This is a genomic window from Listeria grayi (assembly GCF_900638015.1).
Classification (GTDB): Bacteria; Bacillota; Bacilli; order Lactobacillales; family Listeriaceae; genus Listeria; species Listeria grayi.
The window spans coordinates 1,164,503-1,187,500 of the sequence record NZ_LR134483.1 but is presented as its reverse complement, the minus strand read 5'-3'; the positions used below and the strand labels follow the sequence as shown (position 1 = coordinate 1,187,500).

Here is a 22,998-nt window from a genome sequence, read left to right as displayed (position 1 = left end):
TTTCTCTGCTTGTATTTTCTTTAATTCTTCTGGGATATCCATTGTAAATAATACTTTCATTTCTCTACTCAGCACCTTTATTTATTATTCTATAGTAAAAGTGTAGGACTTTTCATAGAAATAAGCAATCAACTTGCGTTTGCTACTCCGTAAGTTTTTATATAAAATAGAAGAGATGAAATTAATAAGGAGATGTCAATTGTGAATCATAGTAAATCAGAAGAACTGCATAAAGAGGCCTTGGAACATATTGTTGGTGGGGTAAATAGCCCTTCTCGGTCTTATAAAGGTGTAGGCGGCGGAACGCCTGTAACAATGGAACGAGCTGTCGGTGCGTATTTTTGGGATGTAGACGGCAATAAATATATTGATTATCTGCAAGCATTCGGTCCGATCGTTACCGGTCACGCGCATCCGCACATTGCTGCTGCCTTACGTAAAGTTGCGGAAAATGGATTGATCTACGGTACGCCTACTGTCCATGAGATCCATTTTGCGAAAAAATTAAAAGCAGCGATTCCTTCTTTGGAAAAAGTTCGGTTTACCAATTCTGGAACAGAAGCAGTTATGACCACGATTCGCGTAGCTCGTGCTTATACCGGTCGCGACAAGATCATTAAATTCGGAGGAAGCTATCATGGCCACTTTGATCTAGTGCTCGTAGAAGCCGGATCTGGTCCGTCTACGCTTGGTTCACCGGACTCAGCAGGCGTGACAGAAGCGACTGCAAAAGAAGTGATCACCGTTCCATTCAATGACATTCCTGCTTTTAAAGAAGCATTATCAGCTTGGGGTGATCAAGTCGCTGCGGTTCTTGTAGAGCCGATCGTTGGGAATTTTGGGATGGTAGCTCCGGAACCTGGCTTTTTAGAAAGTGTCAATGAGCTTACTCATCAAGCAGGAGCACTCGTAATCTATGATGAGGTTATTACCGCTTTCCGCTTTATGTATGGCGGTGCGCAGAACTTGCTGCATGTAACACCTGACTTGACCGCGCTTGGAAAAGTGATCGGCGGTGGATTGCCGATCGGGGCTTACGGTGGCCGAATCGATATTATGGAAAAAGTAGCACCACTCGGACCTGCTTATCAAGCTGGAACGCATGCTGGTAATCCTGCTTCTATCCAAACCGGGATCGCTTGTCTAGAAGTACTGGAACAGCCCGGTATCTATGAGGAGTTGAATCGGCTTGGTGAAAAACTCAAATCAGGGTTGCAAAATGCTGCGGATAAGAACGGAATTGCTGTAACGATCAACCAGATCGGTGGATCATTAACAGTTTACTTTACAGATAGATCGGTTAAAAATTATGAAGATGCTAAAGCCTCCGATAGCGAACGATTCGGACGTTTCTTCAAGGGCATGCTCGAAGAAGGAGTAAATCTAGCTGCTTCCAAGTATGAAGCATTATTTATCACGACAGCACACACCGATAAGGATATCGAGGATACAATCACAGCAGCGGAACATGTCTTTGCCGATATGGCACGCAAATAATCAAGACATCCGCGCAATTACTTGTTATAATAGCAACAAGTAATGTACTAAAAAGGAAATATAAGAGAGAGGAATACGACAAATGAAATTCGGAGCAAGAATTTTAAAAACTGGAATCGCCATTTGTCTGGCGCTCTTCATTGCAAAATTGTGCCATTCACCATCTCCGTCACTTGCTGGTATTTCAGCAGTCTTCGCCATTCAGCCTTCCCTCTACCGCTCCTATCTAACCATTTTGGAGCGTGCACAAGGGAATATTATCGGAGCGATCATTGCTATTATATTTGGATTATTTATCGGCCATGATTTTATTTTGATCGGTGTCGCGTCTATCATCTGTGTGGCCTTACTGATTCAACTCAAGTTGGAAAATACGATTGGATTGACTGTCGTAACGCTGATCGTCATCATGGATTCTCCTGGAACAGAATTTCTTCAAATCGCTTTGATTCGTTTCGGAACGATCATGCTGGGACTGGTAGCAGCCTTTATCGTAAATATGCTGTTTATCCCGCCAAAATATGAGATTTCTTTATTTCAATTGATCTATCAGACCAATACAGAGATCGTTCGCTGGATAAAGCTTAATTTACGGCATGCCGCCGACTTTCCGCTTTTAAAGAAAGACATGAAGTGGATGGAGAAACAATTGGGGCAAACGCGTAGTATTTATGATCTTTATCGCGAAGAACGTACGTTTTTAAAGAAAAATGAAGTATCGAAAGGTCGGAAGATCGCGGTCTATCGGCAGATGATTCTTTGTTCACAGAAAGCTTATGAACTGCTTAAAATCCAAAACCGCTATGAAAATGATTATCTTCAGCTTTCCGATGAAAAGCAAGAATTGATCAGGCAACAGATCGATTATCTGACCGAGAAACATGAACAGCTGCTTCTCACCTACATCGATAAAGTATCGATCGATGAAGAATATGCAGAACAGAATCTCGTACAGGATTCTCAAGAGTTGCTACAGCTATTTATGAAAGAGATCGATCCAAATGGTTTTGAAAAAGATGATGAAATGTTAGATAAATATCATTTGATGCGCATTATCGCCAGTATTTACGGCTATCAGGAAACACTTGATTACTTGGAAAAGCTGATCCACAGCTTTAAAATTCGCCACCGCGAAGCCAACAAAATCAACATTTCTATTACAAATGACTAAAAAAAGAACGCCGGGATATCCCAGCGTTATTTTTTTAACGATACTCTTTATACTTATCATACCAAATATCAATATAATCCGGAGAGAACGGTCCTTTTTTATCTAAAATCCAGTGACTCAAGATATCGACATTCTTTCGAAGTACACGATCAATAGCGTCAGGGTAATGCATTTGCTTACGATGTTGCTCATATTCTCCTTCGTCCAGCAAATGAAATCTGCCGTCCGGAAAGACTTTAATGTCAAGATCATAATCAATATACTTGAGTGCTTCCTCATCCATTGCAAATGGCGTTCCCAAATTGCAGTAGTGATAAATCCCGTCTTCTCTGATCATCGAAATCACATTGAACCAATACTCACTGTGAAAATAACAAATCGCTGGCTCGCGGGTCACCCATTTTCTCCCGTCTGATTCTACAACAAGTGTATGATCATTGCCGCCGATAATGATATTTTCTGTAGATTTTAGGACAACCGTTTTCTTCCAAGTACGATGAAGTTTACCGTTATGTTTGTAGCTTTTGATTTGAATTGTTTCTTTTTCTCTAGGTAGGTACATACTTTATCCTACTTTCTTCATGTACTAACATATCCAAATCCATTATAACACAACTATTGCTTTCTAAAAAACTATATATTCTGTAACTTGCCCAAAATTCATTATAAAATCTGATTTTAGCTGTAAAAACCTTCCTTTATACTAATAAAGTCCGTCCACCGTCGACCACGATCGTTTGACCACGGATCATGTCGGCTTTTCCACTAGCCAAGAATAAAACAGCTTGGACCAAATCATCCAGTGCTACCATTCTACCTGCTGGTGTTTTACTTGCTGCATCCGCGATCAGTTCCGCTTTATTCGGGAAATGATCCAATGCTTCGGTTTCGATCAAGCCACCAGAAACCGCATTAACGACAATCCCAAGCGGTGCCAATTCTACTGCTAAATATCGAGTCAGTGATTCTACCGCCGCTTTCGATACGCCAACTGTCGTATAGTTTTCTAAATAACGAATCGCTCCGATCGAACTCAAACTGATGATCTTGCCGCCCCCATTTTTAGTCATTCGTTTCGCTGCTTCTTGTCCAGCGAACAGTAGTGCTTTTGCATTGATATTCATCGTCCAATCCCAGTGAGATTCTTCGAGTTCCATCAAAGGCCGAAGCACTCCACTCGCTGCGTTGTTGATAAATAGATCAAGCCGTCCGAATGCTGCATCGACTTCTTCAAATAAGGTTTTTATTTTCGCGACATCTCCGACATTTGCCCGGAAAATCTCGCATTTTCTGCCTAGCGCTTGGATCTCTGCTTGTACAGCTTCTGCTTTTTTGCGATTTCTTGCAAAGTTGACTGCAATGTCATAGCCTTCTCTCGCTAAAGAAATTGCGATCTCTCTGCCAAGGCCTCTACTACTTCCTGTTATTAATGCTACTTTAGTCATTATTTTCCTCCTTATATTGACGCCACATTTTCTGATAAGGCACGGGAAAAGCAAATTGTTCTAGCTCTTCTTCCCGGACAAATTCCCAACTGTCTTTCTTTTCATAACCATCGATCACTGCGGTATAAATATCCACATTCCACACCAAATGAGAGAAAATGTGTTTGACGGCAGTGACAGGTGTTTGGCTGAGATGGATATCTAAGTGATATTCTTTCAAAAACTGCAGTTTGATTGCGGTAGGAGAAAGGTCTTCGGTGATATCGATCGTTGGGAACTGCCAAAGTCCAGCTAATAAGCCTGTGTTAGGGCGCTGCTCAATGAGATATTTGCCATCTTCTCGTATTGCGATCACTGCGATCCGTTTTTTCTTAGTCACTTTTGTTTTTTTGATTTTAACTGGATAATCGAGCTCCGTCCCATCTTGATGCGCTTCGCAAAACTCATTCAACGGACACAACAGGCACATTGGTTGTTTTGGTGTGCAAATCAATGCACCAACCTCCATGAGTCCTTGATTAAAGGAAGATGGTTTTGTTCCTGCCAGTAAGGGTCTTAATTTACTATCAAAAAGTTTGCGCGTTGCCGGTTTCATGATATCGGCATCGATTTTGAACACCCGCGACATGACCCGCATGACGTTACCGTCGATCGCCGGCTCTGCCTGTTCATAAGCAATACTTAAAATAGCGCCTGCTGTGTAAGGGCCTACGCCTTTAAGTGACAATATCGTCTGCAGATCGCTGGGTACTTTACCAGCATGATCCAGTAAGACTTGCTGCATCGCTTTTTGAAGGTTGCGTACACGTGAATAATAGCCCAGCCCTTCCCATATCTTCAAAATAGCATCTTCTTTTGCTTCTGCAAAATCCCGCATCGTTGGAAAAGTTGTCATAAACCGTTCAAAATATGGAATAACGGTGTCTACTTTCGTCTGTTGCAGCATCACTTCAGATACCCAGATACGATAAGGATCATTATTCTCACGCCATGGCAATATTCGCTTATTGCTCTCATACCAGCCAACTAGGGCTTTTTGGAAAGCATTGATTTTTGATTGGTCCCAATCTAAACTATCGTTTTTCACTAAATATCCCCTAAATTCTAATAAATTTCTAATGTGTAGTTGTTCCCAATGTGTAGTATAATGGAAACAGGGAATAATGTATACATGACCTGTTTGACCGTTTTCTATTATACAAAATATCTACTTACTTGAATAGTCTTCTAGAAGAATTCGTCAAATCTAACAGGTGAATCGGCTTTTATTCCTAGCACATCCTAACGTCCCGATTCCATAAAGGAGGAATATTCTTGGACACAGGTACTCACGTCGTAATGGGAGTAGCATTAGGTGCATTAGCTACGGCTGACCCGATGATTGGAAGCCACCCGACCGCTACAATCGGCATTATGGCAGCGACGATAATCGGTTCACAAATCCCCGATATCGATACTGTCTTGAAATTAAAAAACAATGCAGACTACTTGCGAAATCACCGCGGGGTCACACATTCATTGCCAATGCTTGCTATTTGGCCATTACTATTATCATCGATTCTATATTTATTATTTCCACAGGCAACTTTCCTACATCTCCTGCTTTGGACCTTCATTGCGGTTGCCGTGCACATTTTCGTCGATATATTCAACGCCTATGGTACACAGGCTATCAGGCCATTCAAAGATACTTGGGTCGCTTTTGGATTTATCAATACATTTGACTGGTTTATCTTTTCCACACATATTATCGCGATTTTGCTTTGGCTACTTGGCGCTCCGCCATTGCCAACGTTTATTACCTTGTATGTCGTGCTTGCCGCATACTATGTCTTGCGTTTCATCACGCAGCAGGTCATTCGCGGTCGCGTGTTGAAACTGATTCCGGATGCAGAGGAAGTCATCACTGCTTCTACCATTCATTTTTTCCAATGGCGTATCGCAGTAACTACGAAAGACCATTATTATGTCGGTCGTTCTTTCAAACGAAACATTTCGATCTATGAAAAGTTTGAACGATTACCGGTACCAGATAATGAGATCATTCGTAAGGCAAAACAAGACAAAAATTTAGCGGCTTTTCTCTCTTTCTCAAAAGTGTATAACTGGCGAATCGAAGAAAAGCTTGATGGAACTTACGTGACTTTTACCGACTTACGTTACCGCAGTAATGGTCACTATCCTTTCGTTGCAGTAGTGAAGCTGAACGATGATCTGGAGATTCTCTCCTCTTACACCGGTTGGATCTTCAGCAACGAAAAATTGCATATGAAATTAGCAACTGTTTAATTAAAAACCGGCTTATACATCTAAGCCGGTTTTTCTATGTTTCTTATCTACCTGTACTCCCGACCCCGCCGATCCTAGCTTCATTGGCGACGTTATCTTCATCAGCGAGCAAATATTTTTCAAAAATACCTTGGGCGATTCGTTCTCCTTTTTCAACGCGAACGTTTTCGCCTGATTGATTGCGGATCGCGATTCCAATGTTCCCGTCATTGCCGGGATTATTGTAATAGGAGGAATCGATAATGCCTGTTCCGTTAGAAAGGACCAATCCTTTTTTGATACCTACTGAAGAACGTATGTAGACTTTTAATACCTCGTCTTCTAGCATATAGCTTTTCACATCTGTCCAGAAGATGTGCTGTTTAAGAGGCGCTATATCAACGGTTTCATTCGAAAAGAAATCATAGCCCGCTGAACCTTTGTCCCCTCGAAGTGGCAGGGAGATCGTTTCCGCTGCAAATTTACGATTTTCTGTTTTTACTACTTCAAATCCTCTTGTTTTCACTACTTATTCTCTCCTTTATTGATTTCATGTAAATGTTTCCCATGCTGTTGGATTTGTTTAGCGACATAATCAGCCGTATAATCCGGTCCTTTATAGGGATAACCAGCTTTTGCATAAGAACTTTCAAAATCATTCCATAGCATTTCGACCCACCAAACTGCTTTTTCTTTATCAAGCTGCGGATTCTCCGCAAGTAGGCTGGCTACTAATTCATCTAAATGTTCGTACAATGTTTATTCCTCCTCTTCCAATGGATGTTCCATTAAATAACCCTGGATACTATCATAACTGAAGCCTTTTTGCATCAAAGACTGAATGATTTTTTGTTTGGCTTTTTTTGGATTATGACGGCTATTTTTGCGGACGGCTTTGGCGAATTGTTCGGCCAAGATAGCATCTTCTTCTTGGGTATCAAGCTCACTTACAACATCTGCACTAATTGCTTTCGCATCGTCTGTGCCATACCCTTTTTGAATCAGATCGGTCACGATTTTTTGGATAATATTGCGCTTTGCCATTTTTTTAGAACGCCGCATGATTTTCTCGGCTGCTTTTCGACCATTTTCAAATTGCGCTTCTTCAGAATAAGTCGCCATCACACGCTCAATGATTTCTTTAGTGATTCCTTTTTCTATCAATTCGCGTTCAATTGTTTTGGGACCTTTTAAAGTTGTTTTGATTTGTGTGCGGACAAATAATAAGGCAAACTCTTCGTCGTCCAAATATTTGCGGTCGACCAACATTTCCAGTATCACTTCGATCTGATCATTCTCGATCTCTTGTTTTTTTAAAAACTCCCGCACTTCTTTTTCCGAACGGACACGATGTGATAAAAAGTGAATGGCTTTATTTAATCCAGTACGAAGCATATCGGCTTGTTCGATCTCCGTGATCTCCGCTTCGGTGATTTCTCTGCCTTTCAACAGATGGAACCTAGCTACTACTTCTTCGTCGGCGCTAAAGCGATAGGTTTCGTCAATAAAAATATTATAGCGTTCTTTTTTCTTTTGCTGCACTTGGATCGCTGTCACTTTCATTTGGTCTCGCCTCCTTTATTCATTGTAACCTATTTTTGCTTCTTAATAAATATTCACGTTTCTTTATGTGCGAAAAGGGAATATACTAGTTAATAAAACGAGGTGATAGATATGCGTATTTTAATGAGCGGAGCAACGGGGTTTATAGGTAACCATCTCGTCTCCTATTTTCAAAATGAAGGACATACCTTATATATATTAACGAGGCATCCAAAAGAGGATCAAGATAATATCCATTATATCGAGTGGCTGACAGATGATAATGTTGTTCCGGACCTTGGGACAACAAGGATCGATGTGTGCATCAATCTCGCAGGAGCCAGTATCAACGGTTCGCGTTGGACCGATGAGTATAAAGAAAAAATCTTAAAGAGCCGTTTGGAAGCAACTTCTGCGTTGCTGGAGATCGTCAAACGCTTGGAGCAGAGACCAACTACATGGATCAATGCCAGTGCGATCAACATTTATCCATCTTCTAAACGAACAATTTATTTAGATACGGTAAAAAATCCGCATAAAGACGATTTCCTAGCGGATACTGTCGCGCGTTGGGAGGCAAAAGCCAAAGAAGCCGAAGCACTAGGTATTCGTGTTGTTTTCACTCGCTTTGGGTTAGTACTTGGAAATGATGGAGGGGCATTCCCAGTTTTCCAAAAACTATTTGCATCTTTTCTTGGTGGACGATTCGCTCATGGGAAGAACTGGTATTCCTTCATCCACATCGACGACCTGGTTCGCGGCTATGGACACATTATCGACCATCCAGAGATTGCTGGCGTCGTCAATTTGACAGCTCCCCATCCCGTTACTCAGAAAAAATTCGCAAATATCTTGGGACATGCCTTGCATCGCCCTAGTAAGGTCAATATTCCCAAATTTGCTCTTCGCATCGGTGCCGGGGAACGCGCCACTGTTTTACTGGAAAGTCAGCGTGCACAGCCGCAGAAACTGATCGAAAGTCAGTTCCATTTCCAATATCCAACGATTGAAGAAGCTGTGGATGCTCTAATCGACGATAAATAAAGAAACAGTGCCTTTCCGGCACTGTTTTTTATTTGTCCCCTTCCTCCTTCTTTTCCGTCAATGGAAAGTCTAGGACCATTTGATTTTTAGTGAGTGGACGCTTTTTACCTACTAAGATCATTAGCTGTAGCATTGTAAAGGCGATCGAGCTGCGTTTACGAAAGGCTACAAATTTTTGATCCCATGTGGTAACATATTTCGCTTTAAATTTACGAATCCCTTTAAAACCATAAAAGCCTTGGCTATATCGATATACCAGTCCAGCCAAGCGTTCACCAAGAAAAGCAAATTTGGATTCGCCAACATTAGCAAGTGGGGCCATGCCGGTATTGAAGCTTTGATAGCCCTGCTCTTTAGCGCGTTCAAACAAATGAATGAAAATATAGTCCATGATCCCGGACGGGGCAGCTTTTCCATAACGCATCAAGTCGATCGATGTCACTTCATCATTGTAATTAGGCATCATCGACACAAAAGCAATAATCTCTTGTTCGGCATCACGAACGATTCCGATTTCTGCCTGCTGCAAATAATAAGGATCAAAAAATCCTAATGAGAACCCTTTTTCCATTCGCCCATCCAGCCATTCTTCTGAGATGATCTCCAATTTTTGCAGCAATGCATCGTCAAAAGGTGGTGCTAGCACTTCAAACTGGTAGCCCTCACGTTCAAAACGGTTCATCGTTGCCCGCTCACCTTTACGTTTTTTACCAGTCAGCGAGAAATTCTGAATGTCCACAAACCCTTCTTCTCCGAGCTTGATAAAGTCAAATCCATGGTCATGCAGGTAAGGAATCAGATTATTGCTCACCTCATAAAAGACCGCACGATAACCAAATCGATCTGCTTCCAATATTACCTCTTCGATCGCATCATCGAATTTGGATCTATCTCCAACCGGTTCCCCCATGATCACCATCTTATCTGCGATCAATCTAAAGATGAATAATACCTCTCCTTCTGCTGCCCAAAACAATAATTTATCGCGCAGAAAGACTGTATGGGTTACTTCATTTCCTTCATATTTTTCTAAATGCTCTCGCACCCGTGTGGCATCAAATGGAGAACCGATTTTTTCTTTGGAGGTCGTCAAATAGAGATAAATGATCACCAAACTGATCACAGCAATCATCACGCCGATAAATCCAACGATCCAAAGTCGTTCTGAGGTGATCTCCAAAAATTCCGGAATTGGTCTGCCATGATGCATCTTGGGTGAATTATAGATTCCAATCAACAAATAGCCTAATAAACAAGCTAGGAAAATAATCGAATCCTTGATGATCTTGCTCCATGTATAAACAAGTTTTTCACGGTAAAATTCATTTCTTGCTAAGAATACACATAAGAGCACGATTCCTAAGAAAATCGCTTGTTTCAAAGAGAAAACTCGGAAAAGCGTATTGAAAATCGCACAACCGAGGACGATGATCGTTGCCAAATAAGCCTTTTTCGTTTTCCGTTCGATCCCTCGTGCAAGTCCGAGTAACAAAAAGCCGAATGCAACGGTGGTGATTTGCGACATAAAGATAAAGCTGAACGGCAACAAGCGATATAAGAATGGCACATGGAAAATAAAATATGGCGCTGAGGCAGATAAAATCAGCATCAGCCCGGCAAAGTATACAAAGATAACTAAAAATTGGTGCGCCACTTTCTGCAGAAATAGTAATGGCAGTCCCTCTAAAAATTGGTTGAATCGCGTACCTGCTTTTTGAACAAAAAACAACAATCCGGCCAGAAAAGGAATAATGTAGTAGAAGATCCGGTAAAACAACAGCCAAACAACTGCAAACTCGCTGGAAACGCCTAAAACTTCCAGACCGCTGATCATAACGATATCAAAGGCACCGATACCACCGGGCGTCATGGAGATGATTCCTGAGAAAGAAGCAATAATAAATAGTAAGAATAATTTCGTATCATAGATCGGTATGTTCAAAAAGTAGCCGATCACAGCAAAACAAACAAATGCCATTCCCCATTCCAGTAAAGAAGCACCAATCAATGTCACTTCTCTACGCCAAGGTAAATCAACAAATAATGATTTGCTCTTCCATTTCATGACTGCAAAAACGATTGGAAAATAAAGGCCACCTAGTAAAAGGATGATCCAATATTTCCGAAACGGGACAGCGAAGTCCGGGAACAACAACAAAATAAAGCCGATTAAACTGTAGATGGAGAGGCCAGCTAATAAGAATAAGGCGATTTTCGAAATAGCAGCTAAAATCTGCTTGTGTGTCGCATTTTTCCCATAAAAACTAGCACGCAGCGAAGCGCCGAGTACGCCACCAAAACCACCGATATTCGTAAATGTGTTGGTAATCCAACCGGAAGAAAAAATATGCATTTTCGAAAATTTTCCCGGTAGCAGTTGAACGATCACTAAATCATACAGTAGCATCGGAGTAACTGAGATAAGTCCGATCAATGTCATCCAAAAAACACTCTCTGTCGATTGAGAGGTCAGATTTTGTTTTAGTTCACCGTAATCGATATCGCTGAAAATTTTTACCACTTCAAATACAACAAAGACCAAAATAAATAGTATAAAAACAATCTTTACGATCGTCCCGTTTTTTTGAAACCATTCATAAAATTTTTTAAAGAGATTCTTCATTTTTCTACCTCGCATTTCGTCTGTTTGTCTTTTTATCTATTTGCGCCCCATCCGCTTACGCACTTTCGGGATAAGATAAGCAGCGAGAATGCCGAGCAGCCCACTGCAGCTGTTTAGAATAATGTCATCAATATCTGCGGAACGATGGCTATTAGCTGGCATTAGCTGATACATCGAAGCAAATGTCGTTTGCAAGAATTGGATACATTCGATCCCAATTGCTACTGCTACGATCCAAAGAAAAGTTTTGCCCGCTTTTTTTGTCAATTGAAAATACAGCAGGAAAAATGCCAATGGTGCGAGCATCAAGATATTGCCAATCACTTGGATCGTGACCGAAAAATTCGGATCGATCTGGTTGAAGGTTGCTTCGATCGTTGCAAACGGTACAAGATTGATAGATTGGAACTGCAGATGAGGATGTGCCGTCAGCTGTCCTTTGATAAAATTGCCGATGTATAAATAAGTGACCAAATAATGCAAGATCATCAAATATAAGCTGAAAACTAAAAACCAAATAATATCTAAAAATTGCTTGATATTGGCTTTTCTTGCGATCAGTAAAATGATAATAAAAAGAATCAAGCTATTACTCAATGCATTGATCTGATCAGCGGAAGTACCTAATTGTTTTGCTAAATAATAATCGTAAATAAAATAAAGAACGGGCAGTATCAATGCACCGTATTTCCACGTTTGAAGTTTCATCGTTTTTCCCATACTTTCTTGGTTAATCTGCTTTGTGTTTATTATCAAGTTTAGCAAAAATATTTTTGAAAAGAAAGTAAATCTTTTGCAATATGTAAGTCGCTACTCTTCTATAATTGGCTTTTAGCTCATAAAATGCTATTATTTTTTTAGAATGGAGCGAAGAAAATGAAAGAATTGATGCAATTACTGAAAAAAGGGAATAAATCCGCATTATTAGCGGCAGTTGTTAATGCGGTCGTTTCGCTAGTTAAAGGAGTGACTTTCTTTTTTACTGGAAACGTTGCTATGTTTGCGGAAACGCTGCATAGTCTTGGTGATGCGGCGAACCAACTCTTTGTGTTTACTGGATCGGCATTGAGCAAAAAACGGCCTACCCGTCGTTTTCCGAATGGCTTTGGGCGCCTCGTCAACTTAGTGCTGCTTGGTGCAGTCATCGTAGTTGGGATCATGGCTTACGAAACTATTAAAGAAGGATTTTCCCATATCTTTGAGCCGAATGAATCTACTGGATTTTGGCTGAATGTCATCGTGCTACTAGGATGTACGCTATTAGAATCTACGGTATTGATCAAAGCTATGCATGAGATCACGGAACATGCTGGGATCGAATCAAAGGGACTTAGCCTGTTTACAGATAGTCTGAAACATTTCAAGACCGCAAGCGGACCGACGAAACTCGTATTCCTAGAGGATTCTGTCGCAAAAGGCGGTGGACTGTTGGCAGTCATTTCGATTTTCATTTCCCACTATACGCCGTTTCATCAAGCAGAAGGAATCGCTTCGATTTTGATCGGGATCTTGATGTTCTTGGTAGTTGGACGCGTTTTCCTTGATAATGCGGCCGGTGTTATCGGCGAATCGGATGAAAGCATGTACTTGAAAATCGGGCAATTAGCGATGAATGATCCAGATGTACGGGATATTGAGAAATTGACGGTCATCAAAGAAGGCGACCATTTTCATGTCGCGATCGAGATTGAGTTGGATGCATCGCTGACTTTAGCCGAAGCAGATGATATCAAAGATCGTTTGGAAGAAGCGATTTTGAATGAGCAAGGTGTTCAGGATGTAAGTGTTTCTTTCGATGAAGATGATTCCATTCCAGATTGGGATTATGGAGATGGCAGATAAAAAACCAAGGCGCAATGCCTTGGCTTTTTTATTGGGACAAGCCTTCGTATATTTTGTCTAGATTCCACTTCATCATCGCATAATAACTGTCACCATTTTCACCTTTTTTAGCAATAGAATCTGTAAAGATTTTTGCATAGATCGGAATATCCGTATCTCGAGAAACAGATTTCATCGGACGTTCATCGACGCTGCTTTCCACAAATAATGCTGGTACATCTGTCTTTTTCAACTTGTCGACAAGGTCTTTGATTTGATCCGGAGTTCCCTCTTCTTCTGTATTTATCTCCCAAATATAGGCAGATGGGATACCGTATGCTTTCGAGAAATATTTAAAACAGCCTTCACTCGTGACAATCATTTTTTTCGCTTTAGGAATCGAATGGAACTTCTGTTTTGCTTCTTTATCCAATTTTTGCAATTTCGCTACATATTTGTGTAGATTCTCTTGATAGAAGGCTTTATTTTTTTCATCTTTTGCGGAAAGTTGTTTTTCGATGTTTTTTGCGAAAATAATGCCGTTTTCGATATTCAGCCAAGCATGTGGATCTTCTTTACCTTGTTCTTTTTTGCCTTCTAAATGAATGACAGCAACACCGTCGCTAACTGCAAAATAATCACGATCCGGTTTTTTATCTGCATTTTTCATTAATTTAGTAAACCAAGCATTGCCACCCGTTTCTAAATTGATCCCGTTGTAAAAGATTATATCTGCATGGGTGGACTGACGCACATCATTTGGAAGTGGTTCATATTCATGCGGATCTTTTCCTACGGGAACAATGCTGTGCAGATTGATTTTATCTTTGCCGATTTGTTTGGTGATATCAGCAATGATCGAGTTGGTTGCGACGACATTTAGTTTGCCATTCTCCTTTTTGGGAGCGGCGTTATTTCCACATGCAGTAATGATAAAAACGGCAGCGATGAGTAGTAGTGCGAGTCCATGATATTTTTTCATTTTGTTGCCCCTCTCTTCCATAATATAGTGAATTTTTGCTTTGGTGAAATAAAGAAACTGATTGTAAAGATGATAGCGGCAGTTAATACAATACAAGAGCCGACAGCAATATTGAAACGATAACCAATAAATAACCCTAGAACGGAAGATAATGCGCCTAAGCTTGCGGAAAGCAACATCATCTTTTTCAAACTATTGGTATATAAGTAAGCCGTTGCAGCCGGCGTGATCAGCATTGCCACGATCAAGATCGTCCCCACACTTTGCATTGCTGTGACAGCTACCAATGTCAGTAAGACCATAAGTAAGTAGTGATAAAAAGAAACATTCATACCGACAGCCTTTGCCATCGCAGGATCAAAGGATGTCAGCAACAGTGGTTTAAAAAATAAAATGATGGTTATGATGACGACAACTGCAACGCCGATCGTCAGCCACTTATCGATATCTTGAACAGCAAGGATATTTCCGAATAAAATGTGGAATAAGTCTGTAGAGCTGTTAGCTACACCAATCAATATGACACCGAGCGCCAAAAAGGAGCTGAATGTGATCCCAATCGCGGTATCACCTTTGATCATGCTGTTGTTTTTTACATAAGTAATGATAATGGAGGCAAGTAAGCCGAAAAAAATTGCACCGATAAAGAAATTGATGCCAAGAATAAAGGAAATCGCAACGCCTGGCAACACCGCGTGAGAGATCGCATCGCCCATGAGTGACATCCCTCTAAGAATGATAAAACATCCGACTACTCCGGAAACGATTCCGATTACTACAGCAGTGATCAAGGCATTTTGTAAAAAATGATATTCTTGGATCCCCCAGATAAATTCATTGATCATGTCAAAACTCCCCTTTCGTCAACACGCTGCTTCCATAAGCATCATGGAGGTTTTCTGGTGTAAAAATTTCCATTGTTGGTCCAAAGGCAATTCGCTTTTTATTAAGTATTAATAGATGATCAAAATAATGATTTACCTTACTCAAATCGTGATGCACAATCAAGATCAGCTTGCCTTCCTGCTTTAGTTGGCGCAAGATCGCCATAATGATTTTCTCGCTTGCCATGTCGATGCCGACAAATGGTTCATCCAACAAAAAAATATCCGCATCCTGAGCAAGTGCTCGTGCTAATAATACGCGTTGAAACTGACCACCGGATAACTCGCCGATTTGTCTCTCCTTATAGTCCGTCATTTCTACAGCTGCCAAAACTTGAGCAACCTTTCTTTTATCGGCTTTCTTCACTAGCCCAAAACGTTTTAGGCGTGGATAGATGCCTAGCTCCACGCATTCCGCAACTTTAATGGGGAATGTGTAGTCGATCTGGCTTTTCTGCTCCACATACGCCACATTGGCTAAATGCTGGATCAGTGAAGATTTCCCTTGATGCGGGATCATATTCAACATCGCTTTGAATAAAGTGGATTTTCCCGCCCCATTTGGACCAATGATCCCGACAATACTTGGTTTATCGATGGCGAAAGTAACGTCTTTGATCGCATATTCCGCTGCATCGTAAGAAACAGTTAGATTTTTCACTGCTAACATAGCACCCCTTCTTTCCTTAGAGAAAATAAGTTTCCTTAGGGAAACTTTATAAGGATATGCTAACAATAATGAGAATGAATGTCAATCGTTAATAAAAAAAACGTTCCTTTTTGAAGGAACGTTTTTTGATACTTATCGTTTTTGCATTACAGTGACTGTCTCCACATGTGCCGTTTGCGGAAACATATCCACCGGCTGAATGGCGTTTATCTGATATTCTTTTGAAAATAACACCAGATCTCTTGCCAATGTCGATGGATTACAAGATACATAGACGATCTGTTTCGGCGCGTAATCGAGCAGTGCGCGTATCAAGGCTTGGTCACATCCAACTCGTGGCGGGTCTAAGATCACTGCATCTGCTTGGAAGCCCTCTTCTAGCCATTTCGGCAAGATCGTTTCTGCTTTTCCTACTTCATAATAACTGTTGGTCACTTGATTGAGTGCGGCATTATGTTTCGCATCTTCAATCGCTTCGGGAATAACGTCCATGCCTCTTACTTCGCGTACTTGTCCGGCTAGCGACAAGCCGATCGTTCCTGCCCCGCAATACGCATCAATGATTCGTTCGGTACCAGTCAGGTTTAGCGCACGCCGAACTTCGTTATACAGCTTTTCCGTTTGCACTGGATTGAGTTGAAAAAAAGCGCGGGCGGAAAGATCGTATTTCATTTCGCCTAATGCTTCCTGCATCGTTTCCTCGCCATCTAAGTGCATGGTTTCTTCACCGAAAATCAACGAAGACTTTTGCGTATTTACGTTCTGCATGATGGATATGATTTCCGGGTGTTTTTGCTTGATGATTTCTAAAAGTGCCCGTTTTTTCGGTAATTTTTTACTATTAGTGATCAGCACCAGTTGAGATTGACCTGTTTTGAAGCCAGTTCGAACCACGATCGTCCGTACAATCCCACTGTTTTGCTTCTCATTATAAATGGGGATATTTAATTCTTGCAGAGCTTCCTTGACGGTATTCGTGATCGCAACAGTAGCCGGGTCTTGTACCAGACAGTCATCGATGGGGACTAAGTCATGAGAATTAGCGCTGTACAATCCCGCCACCACATTTCCATCCTCAGAATATCTAGTTTGAAACTGGCTCTTATTTCGATAGCGGAAAGGCTCATCCATGCCAATTACGTCTTTGATCGGTAATTTGCCGATGTTGAATTTCGTATGCTTTTCGAGTGCTTGAATCAAGATGTCACGTTTCAGTTCTAATTGTGCCTGATAGGAGATATGCTGCAACTGACAGCCCCCGCATGCTTCATATACTGGACAAGGCGGTTTGACCCGATTAGGAGAAGGGATGCGGATCTTCTTGATTTCTGCTTCTGTATAGCGTGGGGCTATTCTTTTCGCCTCCACCACCACTTCTTCTCCTGTGATCGCTCCGGGCACAAATACGATCGCCCGTTTATAATAACCGATTCCTTCTCCATTTATCCCCATTCTTCTAATCGTGAGCGGGAAGCGTTGTCCTTCTTGGACAGGGTTTGTCTTCATCCTTTTTCTCCTTTTTTATTCAGAAATGATTTCTACACTTTCCGTAATTTCGATGCTACCTTCTACAGAACGTGCCATGGAACAATGTTTTGGTACTAATTTCAATGCCTTGTCTAAACTAGTTGCATCAAGATCTGTTCCTGTTATTTTAAAATGGATATGGACAGCAGATATCCGGTTTGCTTCTTCCGGTACTTTTTCAGCCGTTGCCTCTAGCCATAGATCCGTATACGCCATTCTTTTTTTGCTTAGAATATTCCGGAATACGAGCGCACTGCATCCTGCTAAAGAAGCGATCATTAGATCGGATGGGCTGTGTCCATTGCCCTTATTATCAATAATAATGGTTTCTGCTGGAAGTTCTGTTTCAAAACCTTGTTCGGTCAACTTAATTTTTAATGGTTCACTCATGTCTTCGCCTTCTTTCTTTTACCATTGTACAAAAAAATTACGTTTTTGGCACTATTTTAGCCCAGAAGATATTGATATTATTTAAGTAAGCCTAGCAGAAACAAAAAGTCTTATATATCAACGTTTTATACATTAATAAATAGAGTCTTCAAAATCTATATAAATCTAATCAAATACTATTATTAGGGGCAAACTAGGGGCATGAATGAAATTAAGACCTTTACAATTTTCAAAGTAGGGGTCTTTTAAATATAAAAACCCCGCCGAAGCGAGGTGCTTATATAATGTGATCCTATAAAATCGTTTCAACTTCTATATCATTATTTGCAAGCAGCTCTATCCACGGTTTACCATCGATTTTGCTCTCCATAATTAGTTTATAATAATTTTTTTCAGGCCCTACTTCCCAGCCATCATCTTTGCAAAAATAAAATCCTTCTTTAGCATGCAGGAAGATATATTTATCATCATTATAGCTGAATTCGATTTCACGTCCCGAATCAATAGCATCCAATAGTTCTTGATAGTCTTTTATATTCATAATTAATCTTCTCCTTTTATTTAATGCCCTTCTCTTTTCATTTTTCCATTTTTCCATGTTATTTTGTGTCGATGTGGAAACTTAACTGTTTTTTTCAAACTTTTAGACAGAGCATGAAAGTAATCAATGTCTAATTCTGCTTTTCCATTTTTTCCGTAATATCTCCGTTGTTTTACTTTACCATCGACAATTAAATCTTTTGAAGAATATTTTTTACCAGTTTTTGGCAAATTACTATCGCCTTTTTTACTTACTTTCTTAGAATCATTCCCCTTAACCTTTTTACCTTTTTTCTTAGCTGACTTGTATTTTTGAGCTTTAGTTTTTTTCTTCTTCTTTTTCTTTTTGCTCTTCTTCTTGCCTTTTTTACCTTTGTTTGATTTTGGCTTAGGCTTAGGTTCCAGAGTTGGCTTTGTATAACCTCCACCCGATGCAGGTGCTCTTCCTACTCCACCACCCGGCGAAGGTGGGCTACCGTCTGTTTGATTTGCTGCAGGGCTAGCAGTCTGTTCTTTTGCTATTGCTGCAGTCGCTGGTACACTTACAGAAAATAACATTAAACTAGCTGCTAATATGTACATCAGATGCTTTAATTTCATTCTCTCACACTCCTATTTATTTTCAAACATTTATTTTACTTGATTTCCCGATAAATGTCTGCGGAGATTTTGTGACAATTTGGAATGAAATGTGTCGTTTTATTGTGTAAGTATGTAATTTCTTTGATCGTTCAGTCATTATTATCTACTAAAAGAATCAAGAACAACACGGGTTTATAACCATGCTGATGATAAACTTAATAAAGACACACTTAGCAAATATACAGCGTATAAAAGTGTAAAAGGACTCTGAATATCTTTTAGGGGCACGGCTAGGGGCAAAACAGCAATATAGCGTTTTACAAGCCCCCTACCCGTTGATAAATAGCAATTTCTTTTAAAAATAGCACTATTTTAGCCCAAAATGTACTATAGTAGTAACGGAGGGGTCCAAATTGAAAGGAGACGACATGAGTGTGATTGTACTTGCAGGAATGATAGGTGCTGGTAAAAGCAGCTATACGGAATTATTGGCTAATAGCTTAGAAAGCAAGGCTTTTTATGAAGAGATCCAAGATAATGCCTTACTGGAGAAATTTTATGAGGATCCAAAGCGATGGGCTTTTGCTTTGCAGATCTATTTTTTAAATACTCGTTTTCGCAGTATCAAAGCTGCACTAACGGATAAACATAATGTGTTGGATCGCAGTATTTATGAGGATGCGTTATTTACACAGATCAATTATGAGAATGGCAATATGTCTAAAGCGGAGATGGCTACATACCTAGATCTGCTCAGTAATATGATGGAAGAACTTGACGGCATGCCGAAAAAAGCGCCGGATCTGCTTATTTATCTGCGTGGTAGTTTGGACACGGTACTTACCCGGATCAAAAAACGTGGACGTTCCTATGAACAGATTCAGGAGCACCCGGAATTATTTGCATATTACAAACAGCTCCACAGTAGATATGATGACTGGTTTGCTTCATATGATAAAAGTCCGACGCTGCTTATCCCGATCGATGAGATCGATATATCTGATCCGGCTGATGCGGAAAAAGTAATCGCGCTGGTAAAAAAACATTTATAACCTTGCCCCGCCTATATTTAAAACAGGTACTCATTGGAGTACCTGTTTTTTAATTCAAATCGCCTACTTCTTTCTTTTGTTTGATAAAAGCAAGTGTCCCATTTAATTCGCCGCCAACGATCAATATGATGCCTGTTAGGAAAAACCATAGCATGAGAATGATCACGATCCCGATACTGCCGTAAGTCGCTGTGTAGTTGCCAAAATTATTGACATAAAAAGCGAAACCAATCGAAGCAAGGCTCCAGCCAATCGAAGCGAACAAAGCTCCGGGCAACACTGTTTTGATCGTCCCCTTGCGATTAGGTGCAAACCAGTATAAGAATGTAAATACGACCAAGATCACTAGAACCGAGAGCAGTTCACGTATTCCATTCCAAACATCGATCACCTGACTTGGCATATGTAGAGAATGCAGTAAAAAGTCCCCGATTTGCTGTCCGAAAACAAGCAATACTAATGTGATCGCAACGGTTACCAACATCGCAACGGTAAATAAAACGGATAATAATTTTTGGATGATAAAGTTGCGGCGATCAATGATCCCGTACGCTTTATTCAGAGCCTTCATCACAGCCGCCATCCCGTTTGATGCCGACCATAACGTTGCCAAGATACCAACTGACAATAATCCGCCACTCCGGTTAGAAAGCACTTGATCCAAATTTGTCTGGATAAAATCAATGATTTGTTTCGGAGCAAAGTCTTCTACCATTTGAAAGATCGAATCTTTGTCTAAATTTAAAAAACCAAGTAAAGCTACAGCAACTAATAACAATGGAAATATAGAAAATAGCATATAATACGCTAACTGCGCAGCATTCCCGGTGACGTCATTTTTTTTCATTCGCGCTAATAATAATTGCACAAAGCGAAAAAAATCTGAGTGCATGAACCTCGTAAGCATATTGATCCCTCCCGTTTTTTAGTGAATTCCCCAATTTCTGAGGCTCCAAACGCCCAGCTACTAGCTTAGACGAAAGAATTATGATAAAATCTTTCTATTGAACCTGAAAGAGGTGCCGCAATGGACTTAACGAATCGCACGCAAGAAAATGTGGATTATATGATTAAAACAATTACGACCAAACTGAAAATGGTAAATGCTGGCGTTTTTGAAAATCTACAGCTGGAAAATATCCACTACGACACATTGCTTGATCTTTATACGCTTATCGATCGCAAAGCGAACTTTAGTCCGCGCGATATGCAACTATTTGCAGAAGAATTAAAGGCGATACGCAAGTAAAAGGCTCAGATCCTATTTTTCATAAGGATCTGAGTCTTTTTTCTGCAAATAATCCACTGCAAAATCGATCAGTTCGCGCATTTCATACAATTTGCAAGGTGCTCCTGCAAATCGCTGCTTATGATACTGCGTTGCTCTTTCATATGCAGTCCCGATCTCGAGAAATCGATCGCTGTCATAATCAGGCTCTTCAAATTCTGCCCACTGTGTTACTTTTTGCCGGCTGACTGGCGCTCGTCTGACCACTATTTTCGCTGTACCGGCACGTTCTTCTGCCAAATGGAGCGAAGTATTATTATCGTTGTCTACGCCGAGCAACAGGATCTTCGTCCGCAGCTGATATAATTTAGCAAGTGGTGACTGTTCTCCAAATCCGTGACCAAGAGAATGGTCTGCTACAAGCCATTCCTTTTTCGAGCCCCATGCCACAAAAGAATGCAAAGGGTGACTGCTGCGAACTACATCTGGAAAAGAACGGAATGTTTCGGGAATAACACCCATGCGATAGCAAGGCGTCTTCGCTTTATGAAAGGGAGGCATTTCTTGGCGGATCGTTTCCCACCATTCTTCCGGAACGGGCGGGTTCTGCCATGTACTGGGATCAGAAAGATTCTCTGTTTGCGATGGCATGACAAGATTGCCTTCTGTCCCGACGCTTTCCTGTAGCGCTTCAATAAAAGTGACCGCGCCACCGCAAACCCAGCCCGCCTGGCCCATTGCGGAGTGGAAAATGAGCGTGTCCCCATTCTTCACACCTAATTTCCGCAATCCTTGCACCAGTAAATCTTTGGTATACGGCTTTTTAGACCGCCAAACTGCCATTTTCTCGCCCATTCTCGTTCTCTCCTATAGTTGGTTCATTTTTTAATCGTTTTCACCTTGATACGTCAATATTTCCGGACCATCTTTGGTAATCGCCAAAGTATGCTCATACTGTGCGGATAACGAACCGTCAACGGTTCTTGCTACCCAGCCATTATCATCCATTTTAGCTTTCCAGCCGCCTGTGTTGACCATCGGTTCGATCGTAATGACCATTCCTTCTTTCAAGCGCGGTCCCTTGCCAGGATTGCCGTAATGTGGGACTTCTGGCTTTTCATGCATCGTTGGTCCGATTCCATGTCCGATAAATTCCCGGACAACAGATAGATTTTGACTTTCGACGTAGCTTTGGATCGCATGCCCAATATCGCCGATACGGTTACCGACTTGTGCTTGTTCAATTCCCAAGTAAAGCGATTTACGCGTTACTTCCATTAACCGGGCAACTTCTTCCGAAACTTCCCCCACACCATAGCTCCAAGCAGAGTCTGCAAGTGCGCCGTGATGATTCACGACCATATCGACCGTGATCAGATCTCCTTCGTTCAGTTTCTTCTTCCGCGGGAAACCGTGGCAGATCTCATCATTGATACTTGCACAAATGGCATATTCGTAACCTTCAAATCCTTTTTGTTCCGGTATCGCATCGTGCTTACGGATAAATTCATCGGCAAATACTTCCAGATCCCAGCTTGTGATCCCGGGTTTGATCAATTTTTTGATCTCTTTGTGCGTCGCTACCAAGATATCGCCCGCTTTTTTCATTTCATCGATTTCTCGTCTCGATTTCAGTGTGATCATCTTTCTTTCCCCTCTCTCTACATTTCACTGCCTTTTATTATAGCATCATTATCTGTATCTGACGAATGAAAAATGTAAGAAGGACTTG

Annotated in this window: 26 protein-coding genes (1 of these 26 running past the window's edge); 7 read left to right on the top strand and 19 right to left on the bottom strand. The window is 41.0% G+C overall.

The window, feature by feature from the left end; genetic code table 11:
• On the bottom strand, positions 1-60 hold the 5' portion of the coding sequence (locus tag EL241_RS05680) for an NAD(P)-dependent oxidoreductase (RefSeq protein WP_036107277.1). It extends 885 nt beyond the left edge of the window; 60 of the gene's 945 nt are visible here — the first part of the coding sequence; its start codon is at positions 58-60; its stop codon lies beyond the left edge, outside the window.
• 141 nt (positions 61-201) lie between these two features.
• Between EL241_RS05680 and EL241_RS05675 the strand changes: the two genes are divergently transcribed.
• Entirely contained in the window at positions 202-1,497 is a 1,296-nt protein-coding gene (locus tag EL241_RS05675; protein WP_036107280.1) for a glutamate-1-semialdehyde 2,1-aminomutase, read from the top strand.
• An 82-nt stretch (positions 1,498-1,579) separates the two neighbouring features.
• Complete coding sequence (locus EL241_RS05670) at positions 1,580-2,668, top strand: aromatic acid exporter family protein (RefSeq protein ID WP_003756209.1); 1,089 nt, start codon at positions 1,580-1,582, stop codon at positions 2,666-2,668.
• Between the two features lie 34 nt (positions 2,669-2,702).
• Here the strand turns inward: EL241_RS05670 and ntdP are convergent, their stop codons facing one another.
• The 3 genes from ntdP to mutY all read right to left on the bottom strand — a co-directional run bounded on the left by ntdP (position 2,703) and on the right by mutY (position 5,200).
• Positions 2,703-3,230 carry a nucleoside tri-diphosphate phosphatase gene (ntdP, locus tag EL241_RS05665; RefSeq protein WP_003756210.1) on the bottom strand — a complete coding sequence of 176 codons (528 nt, stop codon included), beginning with the start codon at positions 3,228-3,230 and terminating at the stop codon, positions 2,703-2,705.
• A 136-nt stretch (positions 3,231-3,366) separates the two neighbouring features.
• Positions 3,367-4,113 carry an enoyl-[acyl-carrier-protein] reductase FabL gene (gene fabL / locus EL241_RS05660; RefSeq protein ID WP_036107283.1) on the bottom strand — a complete coding sequence of 249 codons (747 nt, stop codon included), beginning with the start codon at positions 4,111-4,113 and terminating at the stop codon, positions 3,367-3,369.
• Entirely contained in the window at positions 4,106-5,200 is a 1,095-nt protein-coding gene (gene mutY, locus EL241_RS05655; protein ID WP_036107291.1) for an A/G-specific adenine glycosylase, read from the bottom strand. Before mutY ends, fabL begins: the two co-directional genes overlap by 8 nt.
• 227 nt (positions 5,201-5,427) lie before the next feature.
• Here mutY and EL241_RS05650 point away from each other — a divergent pair, with 227 nt between their 5' ends.
• A complete protein-coding gene (locus EL241_RS05650) occupies positions 5,428-6,402 on the top strand; it encodes a metal-dependent hydrolase (protein WP_036107294.1) in 975 nt (324 codons plus the stop codon).
• Positions 6,403-6,445: 43 nt separating this feature from the next.
• Here EL241_RS05650 and EL241_RS05645 read toward each other — a convergent pair whose 3' ends face one another.
• Genes EL241_RS05645 through recX form a run of 3 tightly spaced genes read right to left on the bottom strand, consistent with a single transcriptional unit; the run spans position 6,446 to position 7,944 of the window.
• Positions 6,446-6,907 carry a dCTP deaminase/dUTPase family protein gene (locus tag EL241_RS05645; RefSeq protein WP_036107297.1) on the bottom strand — a complete coding sequence of 154 codons (462 nt, stop codon included), beginning with the start codon at positions 6,905-6,907 and terminating at the stop codon, positions 6,446-6,448.
• Positions 6,907-7,137, bottom strand: a complete 231-nt coding sequence (locus tag EL241_RS05640) for a YfhJ family protein (RefSeq protein ID WP_003756215.1) — start codon at positions 7,135-7,137, stop codon at positions 6,907-6,909. Before EL241_RS05640 ends, EL241_RS05645 begins: the two co-directional genes overlap by 1 nt.
• Before the next feature lie 3 nt (positions 7,138-7,140).
• Positions 7,141-7,944: a recombination regulator RecX gene (recX, locus tag EL241_RS05635; protein WP_036107301.1), complete on the bottom strand. Its 804-nt coding sequence runs from the start codon at positions 7,942-7,944 to the stop codon at positions 7,141-7,143.
• Positions 7,945-8,055: 111 nt separating this feature from the next.
• On the opposite strand from recX, the gene EL241_RS05630 reads away from it, so the two are divergent.
• Positions 8,056-8,967 carry a TIGR01777 family oxidoreductase gene (locus EL241_RS05630; protein WP_036107304.1) on the top strand — a complete coding sequence of 304 codons (912 nt, stop codon included), beginning with the start codon at positions 8,056-8,058 and terminating at the stop codon, positions 8,965-8,967.
• Between the two features lie 28 nt (positions 8,968-8,995).
• Here the strand turns inward: EL241_RS05630 and mprF are convergent, their stop codons facing one another.
• Entirely contained in the window at positions 8,996-11,590 is a 2,595-nt protein-coding gene (gene mprF / locus EL241_RS05625) for a bifunctional lysylphosphatidylglycerol flippase/synthetase MprF (RefSeq protein WP_126320414.1), read from the bottom strand.
• Between the two features lie 36 nt (positions 11,591-11,626).
• The gene (locus tag EL241_RS05620; protein ID WP_036107465.1) at positions 11,627-12,298 is read right to left on the bottom strand and encodes a VanZ family protein; all 672 of its coding nucleotides are present in this window, start codon (positions 12,296-12,298) and stop codon (positions 11,627-11,629) included.
• 168 nt (positions 12,299-12,466) lie between these two features.
• Here EL241_RS05620 and EL241_RS05615 point away from each other — a divergent pair, with 168 nt between their 5' ends.
• Positions 12,467-13,432 (top strand): cation diffusion facilitator family transporter, encoded by a 966-nt coding sequence (locus tag EL241_RS05615; protein WP_036107307.1) that lies wholly within the window; start codon positions 12,467-12,469, stop codon positions 13,430-13,432.
• A gap of 28 nt (positions 13,433-13,460) precedes the next feature.
• Here the strand turns inward: EL241_RS05615 and EL241_RS05610 are convergent, their stop codons facing one another.
• The 7 genes from EL241_RS05610 to EL241_RS05580 form a co-directional block, all read right to left on the bottom strand.
• On the bottom strand, positions 13,461-14,393 hold the full coding sequence (locus EL241_RS05610; RefSeq protein WP_126320413.1) for a metal ABC transporter substrate-binding protein: 933 nt from the start codon (positions 14,391-14,393) through the stop codon (positions 13,461-13,463).
• Positions 14,390-15,238, bottom strand: coding sequence for a metal ABC transporter permease (locus tag EL241_RS05605; protein WP_126320412.1), 849 nt, complete (start codon positions 15,236-15,238; stop codon positions 14,390-14,392). The genes EL241_RS05610 and EL241_RS05605 overlap by 4 nt, the downstream gene beginning before the upstream one ends.
• 1 nt (position 15,239) lies before the next feature.
• Complete coding sequence (locus tag EL241_RS05600) at positions 15,240-15,947, bottom strand: metal ABC transporter ATP-binding protein (protein WP_036107310.1); 708 nt, start codon at positions 15,945-15,947, stop codon at positions 15,240-15,242.
• Between the two features lie 132 nt (positions 15,948-16,079).
• Positions 16,080-17,453, bottom strand: a complete 1,374-nt coding sequence (gene rlmD / locus EL241_RS05595; protein WP_126320411.1) for a 23S rRNA (uracil(1939)-C(5))-methyltransferase RlmD — start codon at positions 17,451-17,453, stop codon at positions 16,080-16,082.
• 15 nt (positions 17,454-17,468) lie between these two features.
• The gene (locus EL241_RS05590) at positions 17,469-17,864 is read right to left on the bottom strand and encodes an OsmC family protein (protein ID WP_003756225.1); all 396 of its coding nucleotides are present in this window, start codon (positions 17,862-17,864) and stop codon (positions 17,469-17,471) included.
• Between the two features lie 292 nt (positions 17,865-18,156).
• Positions 18,157-18,405: a hypothetical protein gene (locus EL241_RS05585; RefSeq protein ID WP_036107313.1), complete on the bottom strand. Its 249-nt coding sequence runs from the start codon at positions 18,403-18,405 to the stop codon at positions 18,157-18,159.
• A gap of 20 nt (positions 18,406-18,425) precedes the next feature.
• The gene (locus tag EL241_RS05580; RefSeq protein WP_126320410.1) at positions 18,426-19,004 is read right to left on the bottom strand and encodes a hypothetical protein; all 579 of its coding nucleotides are present in this window, start codon (positions 19,002-19,004) and stop codon (positions 18,426-18,428) included.
• A 410-nt stretch (positions 19,005-19,414) separates the two neighbouring features.
• On the opposite strand from EL241_RS05580, the gene EL241_RS05575 reads away from it, so the two are divergent.
• Positions 19,415-20,038 carry a deoxynucleoside kinase gene (locus EL241_RS05575; RefSeq protein ID WP_376701034.1) on the top strand — a complete coding sequence of 208 codons (624 nt, stop codon included), beginning with the start codon at positions 19,415-19,417 and terminating at the stop codon, positions 20,036-20,038.
• Positions 20,039-20,087: 49 nt separating this feature from the next.
• Here the strand turns inward: EL241_RS05575 and EL241_RS05570 are convergent, their stop codons facing one another.
• On the bottom strand, positions 20,088-20,945 hold the full coding sequence (locus EL241_RS05570) for a YihY/virulence factor BrkB family protein (protein ID WP_126320409.1): 858 nt from the start codon (positions 20,943-20,945) through the stop codon (positions 20,088-20,090).
• 120 nt (positions 20,946-21,065) lie between these two features.
• On the opposite strand from EL241_RS05570, the gene EL241_RS05565 reads away from it, so the two are divergent.
• A complete protein-coding gene (locus tag EL241_RS05565; protein ID WP_036107327.1) occupies positions 21,066-21,287 on the top strand; it encodes a DUF1128 domain-containing protein in 222 nt (73 codons plus the stop codon).
• Between the two features lie 12 nt (positions 21,288-21,299).
• Here the strand turns inward: EL241_RS05565 and EL241_RS05560 are convergent, their stop codons facing one another.
• Together EL241_RS05560 and map are read right to left on the bottom strand one after the other, a co-directional pair.
• Complete coding sequence (locus tag EL241_RS05560) at positions 21,300-22,121, bottom strand: AAC(3) family N-acetyltransferase (RefSeq protein ID WP_036107329.1); 822 nt, start codon at positions 22,119-22,121, stop codon at positions 21,300-21,302.
• Between the two features lie 30 nt (positions 22,122-22,151).
• On the bottom strand, positions 22,152-22,910 hold the full coding sequence (gene map / locus EL241_RS05555) for a type I methionyl aminopeptidase (RefSeq protein ID WP_003756233.1): 759 nt from the start codon (positions 22,908-22,910) through the stop codon (positions 22,152-22,154).
• Positions 22,911-22,998 lie beyond the last annotated feature (88 nt).